Source organism: Pseudomonas sp. ok266, assembly GCF_900110195.1.
GTDB lineage: Bacteria > Pseudomonadota > Gammaproteobacteria > Pseudomonadales > Pseudomonadaceae > Aquipseudomonas > Aquipseudomonas neuropathica.
The window spans coordinates 289,342-304,235 of the sequence record NZ_FOCU01000001.1 but is presented as its reverse complement, the minus strand read 5'-3'; the positions used below and the strand labels follow the sequence as shown (position 1 = coordinate 304,235).

General features: G+C 59.2%; 14 protein-coding genes. 4 read left to right on the top strand and 10 right to left on the bottom strand.

Annotated features, from left to right (window positions below; translation table 11 throughout):
* The first annotated feature begins 167 nt into the window (after positions 1-167).
* From BMY54_RS01405 to BMY54_RS01395, 3 genes are all read left to right on the top strand, one after another.
* On the top strand, positions 168-1,097 hold the full coding sequence (locus tag BMY54_RS01405) for a hydrogen peroxide-inducible genes activator (protein WP_007920331.1): 930 nt from the start codon (positions 168-170) through the stop codon (positions 1,095-1,097).
* 9 nt (positions 1,098-1,106) lie between these two features.
* Positions 1,107-3,182: an ATP-dependent DNA helicase RecG gene (gene recG, locus BMY54_RS01400; protein ID WP_093429657.1), complete on the top strand. Its 2,076-nt coding sequence runs from the start codon at positions 1,107-1,109 to the stop codon at positions 3,180-3,182.
* Between the two features lie 79 nt (positions 3,183-3,261).
* Positions 3,262-4,662, top strand: a complete 1,401-nt coding sequence (locus BMY54_RS01395) for an aminoacyl-tRNA deacylase and HDOD domain-containing protein (protein ID WP_016985804.1) — start codon at positions 3,262-3,264, stop codon at positions 4,660-4,662.
* A 64-nt stretch (positions 4,663-4,726) separates the two neighbouring features.
* On the opposite strand, the gene BMY54_RS01390 is transcribed toward BMY54_RS01395, so the two are convergent.
* Both BMY54_RS01390 and BMY54_RS01385 read right to left on the bottom strand, forming a co-directional pair.
* Positions 4,727-7,339, bottom strand: coding sequence for a hypothetical protein (locus BMY54_RS01390; RefSeq protein ID WP_093429656.1), 2,613 nt, complete (start codon positions 7,337-7,339; stop codon positions 4,727-4,729).
* A 192-nt stretch (positions 7,340-7,531) separates the two neighbouring features.
* The gene (locus BMY54_RS01385) at positions 7,532-7,915 is read right to left on the bottom strand and encodes a helicase (protein WP_093429655.1); all 384 of its coding nucleotides are present in this window, start codon (positions 7,913-7,915) and stop codon (positions 7,532-7,534) included.
* 365 nt (positions 7,916-8,280) lie between these two features.
* Between BMY54_RS01385 and BMY54_RS01380 the strand changes: the two genes are divergently transcribed.
* Entirely contained in the window at positions 8,281-8,643 is a 363-nt protein-coding gene (locus BMY54_RS01380; protein ID WP_093429654.1) for a DUF6124 family protein, read from the top strand.
* A 57-nt stretch (positions 8,644-8,700) separates the two neighbouring features.
* On the opposite strand, the gene BMY54_RS01375 is transcribed toward BMY54_RS01380, so the two are convergent.
* The 8 genes from BMY54_RS01375 to BMY54_RS01345 all read right to left on the bottom strand — a co-directional run bounded on the left by BMY54_RS01375 (position 8,701) and on the right by BMY54_RS01345 (position 14,886).
* Positions 8,701-9,141 carry a hypothetical protein gene (locus BMY54_RS01375; RefSeq protein ID WP_175559540.1) on the bottom strand — a complete coding sequence of 147 codons (441 nt, stop codon included), beginning with the start codon at positions 9,139-9,141 and terminating at the stop codon, positions 8,701-8,703.
* A gap of 59 nt (positions 9,142-9,200) precedes the next feature.
* Positions 9,201-10,274 carry a tetratricopeptide repeat protein gene (locus tag BMY54_RS01370; RefSeq protein ID WP_093429653.1) on the bottom strand — a complete coding sequence of 358 codons (1,074 nt, stop codon included), beginning with the start codon at positions 10,272-10,274 and terminating at the stop codon, positions 9,201-9,203.
* A 2-nt stretch (positions 10,275-10,276) separates the two neighbouring features.
* Positions 10,277-10,405: a hypothetical protein gene (locus BMY54_RS29720; RefSeq protein ID WP_256573766.1), complete on the bottom strand. Its 129-nt coding sequence runs from the start codon at positions 10,403-10,405 to the stop codon at positions 10,277-10,279.
* Between the two features lie 38 nt (positions 10,406-10,443).
* The gene (locus BMY54_RS01365) at positions 10,444-10,992 is read right to left on the bottom strand and encodes a hypothetical protein (RefSeq protein WP_093429652.1); all 549 of its coding nucleotides are present in this window, start codon (positions 10,990-10,992) and stop codon (positions 10,444-10,446) included.
* Positions 10,993-11,011: 19 nt separating this feature from the next.
* Positions 11,012-11,383 (bottom strand): hypothetical protein, encoded by a 372-nt coding sequence (locus BMY54_RS01360; RefSeq protein WP_093429651.1) that lies wholly within the window; start codon positions 11,381-11,383, stop codon positions 11,012-11,014.
* A gap of 4 nt (positions 11,384-11,387) precedes the next feature.
* Entirely contained in the window at positions 11,388-11,843 is a 456-nt protein-coding gene (locus BMY54_RS01355; protein WP_093429968.1) for a hypothetical protein, read from the bottom strand.
* A gap of 86 nt (positions 11,844-11,929) precedes the next feature.
* Positions 11,930-12,439: a hypothetical protein gene (locus BMY54_RS01350; RefSeq protein ID WP_224796879.1), complete on the bottom strand. Its 510-nt coding sequence runs from the start codon at positions 12,437-12,439 to the stop codon at positions 11,930-11,932.
* The gene (locus BMY54_RS01345) at positions 12,436-14,886 is read right to left on the bottom strand and encodes an alpha/beta fold hydrolase (RefSeq protein ID WP_093429650.1); all 2,451 of its coding nucleotides are present in this window, start codon (positions 14,884-14,886) and stop codon (positions 12,436-12,438) included. Before BMY54_RS01345 ends, BMY54_RS01350 begins: the two co-directional genes overlap by 4 nt.
* Positions 14,887-14,894 lie beyond the last annotated feature (8 nt).

Here is a 14,894-nt window from a genome sequence, read left to right as displayed (position 1 = left end):
TTATGAGTCGACCGTTAAATCAAGAGAAAGGCACCGAAAGGTGCCTTTTGCATATCTGGCAACGGCAAACCGACATTGCCCGGTGTCGCATTCCACACTCAGTCTGATAACGTGCGTCTATCGATTGCAGCCGGTATGCTTGGCCCGCATCTTCATGGACGCTTGCTATGACCCTCACAGAATTACGCTACATCGTCACCCTCGCCCAAGAGCAGCATTTCGGCCACGCCGCCGAACGTTGCCACGTCAGCCAGCCGACCCTGTCGGTGGGCGTGAAAAAGCTTGAAGACGAACTCGGTGTGCTGATTTTCGAGCGCAGCAAAAGCGCCGTGCGCCTGACCCCGGTCGGCGAAGGCATCGTCGCCCAGGCGCAGAAAGTCCTCGAGCAAGCGCAAGGCATCCGCGAACTGGCCCAGGCCGGCAAGAACCAGCTGACCGCACCGCTGAAAGTCGGCGCGATCTACACCGTCGGCCCGTACCTGTTCCCGCACCTGATTCCGCAACTGCACCGGGTCGCCCCGCAGATGCCGTTGTACATCGAAGAAAACTTCACCCACGTGCTGCGCGACAAACTGCGCAACGGCGAGCTCGACGCGATCATCATCGCCCTGCCGTTCAACGAAGCCGACGTGCTGACCCTGCCGCTCTACGACGAGCCGTTCTACGTCCTGATGCCGGCGCAGCACCCGTGGACGCAAAAAGAAACCATCGACGCCGGCCTGCTCAACGACAAGAGTCTGCTGCTGCTCGGCGAAGGCCACTGCTTCCGCGACCAAGTGCTGGAAGCCTGCCCGACCCTGACCAAGGGCAACGATGGCGCCAAGCACACCACGGTTGAATCCAGCTCGCTGGAAACCATCCGCCACATGGTCGCGTCCGGTCTGGGCATCTCGATCCTGCCGCTGTCGGCGGTCGACAGCCATCACTACGCCCCGGGCGTGATCGAAGTGCGCCCACTGTCGCCGCCGGTGCCGTTCCGCACCGTGGCCATTGCCTGGCGCGCGAGCTTCCCACGGCCAAAAGCCATCGAGATCCTCGCCGACTCCATTCGCCTGTGTTCGGTGGCCAAGCCAGCGGCACCGGTTACAGCCGGTTAAGCGAGCGTCATGACGGAGCTGTCGCAAGTGTCGGTGACGGCACTCAAGGGTGTCGGCGAAGCCATGGCCGATAAATTGGCCAAGGTCGGTCTGGAGAATCTTCAGGACGTGCTGTTTCACCTGCCGCTGCGTTATCAGGATCGCACCCGCGTGGTGCCGATCGGCGCTCTGCGGCCGGGGCAGGACGCCGTGGTCGAAGGCACCGTCAGCGGCGCCGATGTGGTCATGGGCCGACGCCGCAGCCTGGTCGTACGCCTGCAGGACGGCACTGGCGGCCTCAGCCTGCGCTTCTACCATTTCAGCAACGCACAGAAAGAAGGCCTCAAACGCGGCACGCGGGTTCGCTGCTACGGCGAAGCCCGGCCCGGTGCGTCCGGCCTGGAAATCTACCACCCGGAATATCGCGCCATTACCGGTGACGAACCGCCGCCCGTGGATGAAACCCTGACCCCGGTCTATCCGCTCACCGAAGGCCTGACCCAAGCACGTCTGCGTCAGTTGTGCATGCAAACGCTGACCATGCTCAAGCCAGACACCCTGCCCGACTGGTTGCCGACCGAGCTGGCGCGCGACTATCAACTGGCGCCGCTGGCCGATGCGATCCGCTACCTGCACAACCCGCCCGCCGACGCCGACGTCGACGAACTCGCCCTCGGTCATCACTGGGCGCAACATCGCCTCGCTTTCGAAGAACTGCTGACGCACCAACTGTCGCAACAGCGTCTGCGCGAAAGCATGCGTTCGCTGCGCGCGCCAGCGATGCCGAAAGCGACGAAGCTGCCGCCAAAATACCTGGCCAACCTCGGCTTCAACCCGACCGGCGCGCAACAGCGCGTCGGCAACGAAATCGCCTACGATCTAAGTCAGCACGAACCGATGCTGCGGCTGATTCAGGGCGACGTCGGCGCCGGTAAAACCGTCGTCGCCGCCCTCGCCGCGTTGCAAGCGCTGGAGGCTGGTTATCAGGTTGCGCTGATGGCGCCGACCGAGATCCTTGCCGAACAACACTTCATCACCTTCAAGCGCTGGCTCGAACCGCTGGGCATAGACGTCGCTTGGCTGGCCGGCAAGCTCAAGGGCAAGAACCGCGTCGCCGCGCTGGAACAGATCGCCAGCGGCACGCCGATGGTGGTCGGTACCCACGCGCTGTTCCAGGACGAAGTGCAGTTCAAGAACCTCGCGCTGGTGATCATCGACGAACAGCATCGCTTCGGCGTGCAGCAACGTCTGGCGCTGCGGCAGAAAGGCGTCGGCGGGCGCATGTGCCCGCACCAACTGATCATGACTGCCACGCCGATTCCGCGGACGCTGGCGATGAGCGCCTACGCCGACCTCGACACCTCGATCCTCGACGAACTGCCGCCCGGGCGCACCCCGGTCAACACCGTGCTGGTCACCGACACCCGCCGCGTCGAAGTCATCGAGCGCGTGCGCAGCGCCTGCGCCGAAGGTCGTCAGGCCTATTGGGTGTGCACGCTGATTGAAGAGTCGGAAGAACTGACCTGTCAGGCCGCCGAAACCACGTTTGAAGACCTCACCCTAGCCCTCGGCGAACTGAAAGTCGGGTTGATCCACGGGCGCATGAAACCCGTCGAGAAGGCCGCCGTCATGGCCGAATTCAAGGCCGGTAACCTGCAACTGCTGGTCGCGACCACCGTGATCGAAGTCGGCGTCGACGTACCCAACGCCAGCCTGATGATCATCGAAAACCCCGAGCGCCTCGGCCTCGCGCAACTGCACCAGTTGCGCGGCCGCGTTGGCCGGGGCAGCGCCGCCAGCCATTGCGTGCTGCTCTACCATCCGCCGCTGTCACAGATCGGACGCCAGCGCCTGGGCATCATGCGCGAGACCAACGACGGCTTCGTCATCGCCGAAAAAGACCTCGAACTGCGCGGTCCCGGGGAAATGCTCGGCACCCGCCAGACCGGCCTGCTGCAATTCAAGGTCGCCGACCTGATGCGCGACGCCGACCTGCTGCCCGCCGTCCGCGACGCCGCGCAAGCCTTGCTGGAACGCTGGCCAACCCACGTCAGCCCATTACTCGATCGCTGGCTGCGCCACGGGCAGCAATACGGCCAAGTGTGAGCACCGTCGCAGTTTCTGACAGATCGTTCTGATCAAGCTGGTTATACTCCTGCCATTGTTTCAAAAACGGATACAGACCATGACCGAAGCCGCTCTCGCCCCCGAATCCCCGCACGCGCCGTCTGTCATTCGGCTGCTGCTAGGCAAACTCGGGATCGCCTACGAAGAAGTGCTCGACCACCACGGCCTCAATGCATCGCGCAAGGTACAAGCCGTGTTGCTGGACGACGCCGTCGGCGCGCTGATGGTGCTGTTTCCGCAGAGCCAATTGCTCGACCTCAATCGCCTCGCCGAACTGACGGGCCGGCGCCTCACCGCTGTGTCGACCGAGCGCTTGGAAAAGATGCTCGGCAAACACAGCCTGAGCCTGTTGCCGGGCCTGCCGGCGCTGACCAGTTCGCCATGCCTCTACGAAGAAAGCCTCCTGCGCGAACCGAAGTTGCTGATCAACTCCGGTGAGCCGGGCCTGCTGCTGGAAATCGCCAGCGAAGACTTCAAGACCATGCTGACCAAGGCCAGCGCCGCTAACTTCGGCGAAGCCCTGAGCAGCATCCGTCCGAACCTCGACCGCCCGGACGATGACCGCGAGGAAATCACCCAGGCCGTGCAAGCGTTCACCGCGCGGCGCATTCAGCAGCGTCTGGAAGCGACCATCGAAATTCCGCCGCTGGCCGAAACCGCACAAAAAATCATCAAACTGCGCGTCGACCCCAACGCCACCATCGACGACATCACCGGCGTGGTTGAAACCGACCCGGCGCTGGCCGCGCAAGTGGTGAGCTGGGCGGCGTCGCCGTACTACGCCTCGCCGGGCAAGATTCGTTCGGTGGAAGACGCGATCGTCCGCGTGCTCGGTTTTGATCTGGTGATCAACCTTGCGCTGGGCCTGGCCCTCGGCAAGACCCTGAGCCTGCCCAAAGACCACCCGCAACACACCACGCCGTACTGGCAGCAGTCGATCTACACCGCCGCCGTCATCGAAGGCCTGACCCGCGCCATGCCGCGCGCCCAGCGCCCGGAAGCCGGCCTGACGTATCTGGCCGGTCTGCTGCACAACTTCGGTTACCTGCTGCTGGCCCACGTCTTTCCGCCGCACTTCTCGCTGATCTGCCGCCACCTGGAGGTCAACCCGCACCTGTGCCACAGCTACATCGAGCAACACCTGCTCGGTATCAGCCGTGAACAGATCGGCTCGTGGCTGATGCGCTACTGGGACATGCCCGATGAACTGGCCACCGCTCTGCGCTTCCAGCACGACCCAAGCTACGACGGCGCTTATGCTGAATACCCGAACCTCGTTTGCCTGGCTGTGCGCCTGCTGCGCAGCCGCGGGATTGGCTCCGGTCCGGATGAAGACATCCCCGACGCGCTGCTTGAGCGTGTGGGCCTGACCCGCGACAAGGCCAATGACGTGGTTAGCAAAGTGCTTGAGGCTGAAGTGCTGCTGCGCGAACTGGCTTCGCAGTTCAGCCAGGCCTGAATGCAAAGCGGGCAAGCGACCTCCAGTTGGAGCGACGCTTGCCCGCGATGGGCCAACCTGCGGCTTAAGCCGACTTGTCCAGGTAACGGATCACCCAGCCTTTATCGTACCCAGAGTCGGTGAAATACACTCCGCCCACCACGATGCGCCCATCGTCCATTACCGCCATGCCGTGGGGGTATTCGAAACCCGCGCTTTCATTGAAAACGGTAAATCCCGAACCAAAGAAAGAGGAGTCTGGAGAACCATCCGCCAGAAAGCGTGCGGTGACCGCGCTGAGATTCTCGTCAAGCGCGCCAGTGCCACTGTTACCGCAAACGATGACTGAACCGTCCGTACGCGGCACGCAATGCAACCATCTGACGCCTTGGGACACAGGTGACGAAATCAGTGGTTGACCATCATTGAACACCCGATTGTAGGAGCCGCTGAGATTGAGCACCGCAATCAAGCCCTGAGAGACGCCCTCCACCGCCGCACCGCCGGCCACAACAATCTTGTCGTCGACGATTGCCGCAACGTCCAGGCTTATCCATTGATCGTGGGGCACGTCCACCGCGCCTTTGATTCCAAAACCTGTGTCAACCTTACCCGTAGCGTCGAAACGAGTAACGAAGGCGCCATGCGCACTCACCGCAAAATAATTGCCGCAGATCACCACGGCGCCGTCAGCCTGGGTTGCCGCCGCTTGCGCAACGATGTCCAAAGGCGAAATATCTGCAAGCTCTACGAACGCAAAGCCGGTGCCGTTGAAGGTCGTATCGGGTGAGCCATTCGGCTCGAACCTCAGAACGATACCTTTTGTCCGGCCGGAAGCATCCTCAACGTTACTGACCACGACGATTTTTTCGTCCAGTTGTTGAGCGACCATCCCTGCTGCGCCATTCCCTGCGGCACCGCTGGCAGACGCTTGCACCACCCCGGTATATCCGCCGCCGCCCATCTTCGCGTAGGGAAGATAGAGCACACCTTGTTCCCCGAAAGACGTCTGCAGTTGCCCGTCCTCGCGCTGTCTGACCAGCACCAGGCCCGTCGAGTTATTCGCGCCCTCTTCCGTGTACTGAGCACGAACCAGCCAGCCGCCATCGCTCAGCGGTGTAAACCCGAGGATCCGGCTCATGAAAAAATTTTCTTTCAGCCTGATCTCGACATAGCCGGAGCCTTCTCCACCGAAAGCTGAGTCGAGAGCACCGTCTTCAAGCAGACGAACGATCCGCGTAGGTGTACCGGGCGTTGAAAGGCGAACGGCAACCAGCAATTTGTTTTGCGGCAGCGCCAGCAGCGCCCTGACGTCATATCCCGAGAATCCGGGGAATGGAAATCTGAGGATGCCGCCATCACCAAAAGCCGGATCGTTATTTAAAGACGGCGCACCCGCCAGATAGCGCACGATACGGCCAGGGACTTTGGAAGGATCAGCGTAGACGGAGAGCTCGATGCACACCACGATCCGGCCGTCCGTCATAACGGTGACACCTCGCGCAAAGGCTGCCCCTGCGCTGTCTTCAAACAACGCATGACCCGTACCGTTGAAAGCCGTATCCGGTTTTCCATCAGCAAGGAAACGCGCCGTCACCATGGCTGATTCACCCTGACCGACAACAGCGATCGAACCACCCACCTGCGAGGTATGCGTCCACGCCAACCCTTTTAGTAACGGCGAAAACAGCGGCTTGCCACCATTGAACACAAGGTTGGCCGCGCCGCTGGTCGTGAATGCAGCGATCAACCCACCGTCGAGACCACCACGCTGGGCTCGGCCCGCGACGATAATCCTGCCATCGCCTTCACGTACCGAAATCGACTGCAGAAAACTCTCGCCTTCATCGTTGGGCATCAACACGGCCACACCGTTGTTGAATTGACTGTCCGGCGCGCCACTGGCGTCCAGACGCGCCAGAAAAACTCCACGACCTCCCGATCCGTCCTGGTATGAACCGCAGACCAGCACCTTGCCATCGGCTTGAATGGTGATGCCGTAGACGTTATTCGATGTGGCGACATCCACAACCACATAGCCTGAACCGTTGAATGATTGATCGAGTGAGCCATCCGCTAGCAGACGAATCACAACACCCGCTGGCAGTGGTGCATCATCAAAAAACACTAAATGGAGCAGGACGATTTTGCCATCCACCTGCCGGGCCGTTGATCGTGATGGGACGCGGGCAGTCTGTGAGGATCCGGTGTTCGGGTGACTTGCCTCACGCGGCACGCTAGCGGGATGGGGATTGCCGTAATGGGAGATAAACCGCATGCCGTTGGTGCCGAACGCGTCGTTCAGTTCACCGGTATTTTTCAGGCGGACCAGTGCAAGGCCAACGTCATTGGAGGTAGTCGAGGAATATTGAAGGTGTATCAGCCAACCATCATCCTCAAGCGCATCGAGACCGGATACATAGCTGATCCGAGCCCCTTCCAGCGCTATTTCAACAAAACCTCTGCGCGCCGGACCGAAGGTTTCGTCCAGCGAACCGTCGTCATTCAGCCTCGCAATGGCAACCGGGGCATTCGCTCCCGTTAAAGGTATCGCAACGAGTAATTTTGCATCGGGGAGCGCCAGGACCGCCGCCGCTTCGTCGCCCGCGATACCAGGTATCGGTAAGGTCAGCACGCCATCCTGAGCAAATGTCGGATCGAGAGACCCAGGGATCGAAATACTGTGTGTCTGCGTCATGAGCTTGCTCCATCAAGTCAGTTAAGTCCCTTAATGCCGGAACTGGAACTTGAGTAGAACATCGCGACTGTGCACGAAACACCTGATAGAAATGACAGTCCGGCAGTCTTTGCGAGCCACAATGATGGCCTTACAAGACAAGCGCACCGTTATTCAGTGCGCGTGCATGGGTTTGTTCTAGCCAGCGACTTCCTAAGCTTTAGCCTTCACCTTTCTTGGTTTCAAATACTTCATCAACCCTTGAAACCACATCACTAGCGCAGGGTTGCCCTTAAGCTGGATCGACTTGTCCTGAATGCCCTGCATAAACGCCAACTGCTTGTTCTTCGCCTGCATCGTCGCAAAGCCATAACCGGCATCTTTAAACGCAATCGCAAACGCCGGCTCTGCGACCACGCCAGACTTGCTGGTGATGCGCTGATCCTTGACCACGAAATGCCGCGCCACTTTCCCGTCCAGCGTCTGTAGCTGAAATACCAGATCCTTGTCACCCAACTGCTGCTGGAACGCAGGATTTGTCCGGCTGGCCTTACCCATCAACAAACCCATCATCCACAGAAGAAAACGAAATTTCATGCGTACAGCCTCAAAAGGAAAATGAACGGCCGGGGCAGTGTAAGGGATTCGGACGATAACGCCAGTATCTGACGCTGTTGGAAGAGGATGCGGACTTTTTCCCGCACGATGACCGCCAAGTCACGATTCCGCAGGCAACGTCCTACACCTGTTGAAACACATCCCTGTAGGAGCTGGCGAAGCCTGCGATCTTTTGATCTTCCGGCCCGCGAATCTATGGGAAATTTCCCGCAAAGTGCGGTGCTGTCCATGAACTAGGCGAGTTGGTGCGGTGGAGATAGGCTCTGTGGGTCGCCGCAAAATCGGTGGCCGGATGTGCAAGTCCGAACTCGGGGAAATCAATTAACTGCTCAGGATTTAAACCGATGACCGATGAAACATTCAGCGCGGAAGCAACCTCGCCCTACGAATCCCCCAATTCGAAGAAATTCCACGAAGCCGCCGAACGCGCCCTCGACCACCATTTCAAACCAGCCGTCGATCCACACCCCAAACGTGAGAACGGCCTCTTCAAACTCTCCCCCGGCACCGACGCCGAAGCCCTCATGGCCAACGCCTCCGAAGACCTCCTGTCAATCAGCGTCATCGCCTGCGACCTCGCCGACGACCTCCACGGCTCCCGCCGCTCGGTGGCCCTTGCCCTGAGCAGAATGGCGGACGGTGTGAGATTGATGGTGGAAGGGACGCTCGACCAGATTGAAGTGCGAAGCGTGGCGGCCAAGCCGTAGCGAGATTTGCGGATGAAAAAAGGGGACGTTAAGTCCCCTTTCTGAATATTCCCTGCTTCACCACTGGCAACCTGTTTCAGGTTTCGAATCCACGTTGTAATCGTTTTCAAACGAATACTTCTTTGCAGATTTGTAATTCGTATACGTCATCGCATCAACCCGGCCACCCTGAGTGACCATCTGATACTCACCTGTCAGTGCGCCATCAACTACTTCAACCCAGGTCGTCGTGTACTGGTAAGGCCGGCCATACACGAGTTCTTCTTGTTCAGTACTGCGATGAACCAGAGTGATGGCCTTCTTCGACTTGCTGTACTTGACGCCAGCACCGCTCCATTTGGCGACAGAGTCGTAATAGGTTCGGAATTCAAAATTTATGGGTTTGCCTTCGTAGGAGCGGAAGCAAAAAACCTCAGTCGTGACCTCGCTATGAGCCGCCAGAGGAACGAAAACGAGCAACGCGGAAAACAATACAGACGAAAATTTCAAACCGAACATTCCTTTAGCGGTTCATGGGTAATAAAAAAACATGCTTTCAGCAACTCAACGAGTGCTGGTCACGCCTCGGGCGCCACAGCGCTGCGCTCACCCACCCTCGCCGGGATTTTCGAAGCTTTTCCCGCTTCAGACATTCGCGATGCGTATTGCTTGTACGCCGCCACCGCCCGCTCTTTATCGTTCACGGCCCAATAACTGTCAGCGAGATTCAGGTAAGCAACCGTCCTGTTTGGGTGGTTAGCAATCACTGCATTGAGCAGCTCAATCGACTCAGCGTAGTAACCCGCCTCGCCGAGCAGAAAACCGAGGTCGTTGGACCAGCCGGGACGCTGCGGGTAGTAGTACTTTGCGACGATATAGCTATCCGGGGGACAAGTGTCATGCGAGCCACCGCCCATTAACGCGTAGCTCATCGTATCCTTGAAGGAAGAGTCATCACCCTTTCGGTAGGCTGCCAGCGCCATATCCAGCAAATCAGCCGAATTGACGGTCATCAATTTCTTTCTAACTCCCTCAATACTGCCAGTACGAGCAACCCGCAGCTTCTGCAGCACTTCACGCCCATCGAAAGAAGCGAGAGTGATGGGGCCCAATGTCTGCACCGGCAACTCCACTACGCTAACAAGCGACCGGTCACAGGAGTCGTTATTCGCCACTTCCAGCAGAGCTTTCAGCTCAAACTGCTTTGAACCTCTGTTGAAGGCGAACAACAGGTTGAAGTTGTAAACCGCGTTATCTTCTTCGCTGGTTACCAGCGCGATGTAATCCCCTTCCTCAACGAACGGCTGATTGACGACAGCTTCCTCAGCCTGCGGATCAATGACAGTCATGACGCCGGGGCGACCTTTGAGTACTTGGACGCTGAAGACCCCCTGAAGCGCAGACGAGTACTGACTCTTGATCAGAGGCAGCGCCTTCGACGTATCGAGCAAAATTTCCTCATTACGTGCCTGCACCGGCGCGATCAACAACCGGTTGGAGGCCTCGTCCGCATCCCCTGTCAGAACAAATACCTTTTGCCGTGATGCATCACCCAGCAAGCTAGCCGGAATTTCCTTCAGGACTTGTGGGGCAGCGAGTGCGCATGAAGTGGTTAGCAGCCCAAGGCTCAACACGATAAAGCGGAAGAACATATTCACTGTTTCAGTCCCTTAATTTCAGATCGCTCAACGACGCGTTGCGGAATCTTCTGCGCTTTACCGGCGGCACTCATCGCGTCGCGGTACTCGCGGTAATAACGCTGCGCTTCTTCTTGCCGAGACATTGGTAGCGCTGAACAAACTGCCGATCATCAACACCCACTTAAGGCTGGCCATAGACGATCCTCTTCACCGCCGGGCTTTCTGACATTAACTGTCTCTTCGTAACGCCATAGGCCTTGATCAGCTCTTCCCGAGATCCCTTCGAGCCAAACGAGCGCTGGTTATTATCGAAGCTGTATTGCTCCAATCGCCCTGCTGTCGAGTAATACCCATGCCACTCCGCGCAGGCACCACAACCGCCATATCCGCCTATGGAAACAAGGCTGCCCTGGGTGCCTTCCACGCAATCCATCGCCACAACAACATTGCTCAGCATCTTCGTCTTCGCACCGTCGGAAGTGAGTTGTGAAACTTTGCTGATATCGCGACGAAGCACTTTGCCGCCGATGTTGATGGTTTGGTCAGAGCAAACCGGGATGACGTGGGTTTCCGCATCATCCACCGTCACCGATCGGCAAGACGACACCAACACCACTTCAACACCGCCACACTGCATGACATCGCGTTGGGTGTAAGCATCCGTCGGCGTGGCGAAGGCTGGGGAAGAGAACAACCATGCCAGGCTCCCGGCGAACAAAAGCTGATTCATTGAGAAATCCTTTTCGCCGTTAGCCGGCCTGTTGTTCCGCCAAGCACTTCGCATAGCCGTCCGCAAACTTGGCATCGAATGACAATGCCACTGGCTCCTCCAACTCCGCCGAGCTATTGAGCAATACACGGGTAGCCGGGGTGTATTTGATCCAGCCGATCGTGCCGGTGCCGTCGGTGTCGAAGAACAACTGAGCGCGCACTACTTCACCGTCGTCCTCGTCGATCAGCAGGTTGATCTTGTCCTTGCCGACATAACGAAACGGAAAATCGCTGCTCCTGACAAGCTCAGTAAGGTAGCCGTAGCAACTCCCTTCACTGGCAATCGCGGGCAGTGAATGAGGTAAAAGCGAAAGCGCAATCAGCACAGGCCGAATGAAAAACCGGTTCATCCACTCACTCCTCATCCATCGGCGACGATTCCACGTCGGTCATGCTCAGCAGCCGAAACTCATTGTTCACAAACTCGTAGTAACGATCCCGGTTACCACTTGCCAACGCATTCCCCTGCGCATCTTCTTCGCCGTCGAGCGTGATGCCGGAGACGATGATCAAGCGGCTGTCGGGCTGGTAGACCATGCCGAAGGTGCTGCCGTCGTAAGCATTCGGCAGACCGCCAACGACTTCCCCAGTCTGAGCGTCCAGCACTTCGCCACAAATCGCGCTGCCGCCACAGCCGAGCCTGTGCAGGATGTAATGGCCGGCGAAGTTGACCTTGCCTTTCAGGGCTTGCACCCGTGCCTGATCCATCATTGGGCCGCTGTTCTCTTGCGGCACCAGCTTATGGTTGGGGCCGGTGAAAACTGGCGTGACGGTGTAATCCTTGAAGGTTGGATCGGCAGCGAATGCCATGGACGCGGCAGCCAATATCAAGCTGCCGAGAAGAACTGAAAATCCTTTCACGTAATAACTCCGTAAATGCAGTGGGGACCGTCGACTTACTCAGACTGCCCTTCATAAAGCTGTGTCTGCGGATTGAATTGCCACAGATGGGGCCGGGTCATGGCCTCTTTGCCCTTGTAGCGGATCTGGTCGCGCTTATCGCGGATGTAGGAGTAGATCTCGATGTCTTTTACATCGCCGCCGTTCTTGGGCGGTCCGTCCAGTACCTTGACCTCGGCGAAGTAATCGCCGCCGACATGCTTCAAGTAACCGTGGCACTGGATAAGGAAGGCGAAGGTCGAGTCACCCGCTGAACCACGGCTTGAGTAGGAGGTGAAAATGAAGTCCTCCTGACCGTCGCCGTTGAGATCGCCGCGATACACCACCTTGCCCTCCTCCAGACTGAATCCATCAGTTTGAAAACTTGAATGTATGTCCAGGACGTAATCGGGTCTTTCCACCCATTGCGAGAGAAAATTCTTCGTATCGGTCTCCGAATTGCACAGATCCGTTGCCATGCTCACCATCGGCAACCAGGCCAAACACATCAACAACAGTCGTTTCACTTCGCATCCTTCGAATTGATCAATTCCAACTCACCATCCCGATACAACACCTCACACCCCACCCACGCCGGATCCACCTGCGGTATCACCGCCGACGGCTTGCGCAATTCGCGTAGCAACGTCGAACCATGCGACAAGCGCCCACCCATCCGCGCAATCACCGCCCGCGCGGTTTGGTAATGCGCGTGCCGCCCCGGATCGAGGGTGTCTTCGAGCAGGATGTCGGCGCCGAGGATGCCTTGCACCTGTCCCGGATAAATCATGAACCCGGTCGCCTGCTCCGCACCTTCACGACCGTCCTGCCAAAAGCTGCCATCGCGGGTGCGCACATCCGGGTGCGGTGCAAACCAATGTTCGCGATCCGCCAGCGGCATGGCGTGATGCAGACGGAAGAAGATGCGCATCAGATTGTCGCGATACCACTCGCGTACTTGCAGGTAGTAGCCGCGAAGGCCCGGCAGGCCGGTCGAATGCGCGAGGCGGATCAGCCCTGACCATTGCGGGAATGACTGTAGCGGCAGTTCGCTCGGCGCGGGTCGAGGTGTAGCCGGATCGGTTTCCCATGGCAATCGATGTGGACTGTTTTCAAGGTTGTCGTAAGCGGTCGGCGGGCGACCCAGCCAATCACCGCCACTGCTGGCCAGCGCCGTGGCGATGCAAAGATTGCCTTGCACCACGAACACGTAAAACCGAGTGAACCAGTCCGCCAATTGCTGACCATCGGCAGCTTGGGCGACGAGTTCAGCCAGTTCCTGATCGAAGCGCTGCAAGCCATTTTCAAGGTTCAGCAAATGGCCGCGAGCCTTGCGTTGCATACGCAAAAACAGCGGCAACGAACGCAGCATCTTCAGCGATTGCCACGGCAGATGCGGCGTCGCACCACCAACTTCACCGGCGTAGTTGCTGGCGCTGATGCCCCAGTCGGCCAGCCGGGCAAGAAACAGATCATTGTTGATATAGGACGCGCCGCCGAACACCGCGGTGAACGGCTCGTTGTCCTGCAACACCCGCGCATCCCACCGCGCCATGATCGCCGGGATACTCGCTGCCGCGCGGCGCTGGGCGTACTCAACCAACACGCTCGGTTGCGGCGGCAGGATCTCGGCGATGTTGGCGGCGGTGAGGTGCCGGCGCCAGCCGTAGTCGCTGATTGGCCGGTATTGCAGCAGCCACAATTGCGCGCCGTCCCAGGCCCATTCGACGTCGCCGGGCACGTAGTGGAACACGCGCAGCACGTCTTGCAGAAAGTGCCAGAGCAGGTCTTCGGTCAAGCCGTGGGATGGCGTGATTGTGCCGCTGCGCCACGCATCGCCGAGCCTCGAAAGCGTTGCCCGTGAGGGGCTGACGTGACCGTCGGCCAGCGATTCGAGATGGCCTTCAACCCATTCCAGTTCTACCGAGAGATGGCGCACGAAAGCGATCCCGGACACTACCGGGGTGATGAAGCGCTGCACCACCACTTCCTCGACGCCTTCGGCCGTCAGTTCGGCAATGCGTTTCGGCACATAGGCGGTCGGCTCGCGCAGATAGGTTGTGCTCAATCCGGCATTCGCCGAATCGGCCTGATCCTCGCCATAACTGGAGGAGCGCACCGCCCAGGTCACATCAGGTTGAGCAGCGAGAAATGCCGGCAGGCGCGGATCGCTGCAATCGTTGAGCGTCAGCGCTGCCGGCACCGCTTGCCGCGCCAGTTCAGCCAAGCGCAAACGCCCGCCCTTGGTGTGCGCGACAAACCCGCGCTCGCCCGACTCCAGCCACTGCGCGAATTCGGCGGGCGAATCGATCCACGGGTAATGACCCCAACCGGGTTTGAGGCTGATGGTCAGATCAGCGCGAGCCAGAATCGCCGACCACGCCGCCGCTTGCTCGATGCCGAGAACCGCGTCTTGATCGCCCCAGACCAGCTCGACCGGATCGGTGATCCACTCCAGCAGTGGCAGCGCGGTATCGGCGCGAATCAGATCCCAGTGCGGCACGAACGCACGGCAGCGCGCATAGCCGGCGCCCATGCGCTGGTACTGCGCGGGCGTCCAGATCTGGTTGGAAAACTTGCGCGCGAACAGCGTGGGTTTGTTCGACAGCAGCCAGTGGATGGTCTTGCGGATCGGCAGCGGCGACATCAATGCCGGCAAGCGACGCTGCCACAAAAACGCACCGACCGGCGCCAGCAAAACGCTGCGGGAAAAGTGCCCGGGACGACGTTGTAACGCGTGCAGCACCAGCAAGGCATTGACCCCGACCGCCATGATCGCGCTGCCCTTCTGCGTCATCGCCAACAAGGTCTGCGCGTAGTCCGCGAGATCCTCGCAGGGCGGCTGCAGATTCGCGCCGAAGCCCGGCAACTCCAGCGGCACCACGTCGTAGCGCTGAAAGTGCGGCAGCGCGTCGTCCCACCAATCGGCAGTGCTACCGTTGCCGGCTAGCAGGTACATCAACGGCTTGCTCATGAGCGATC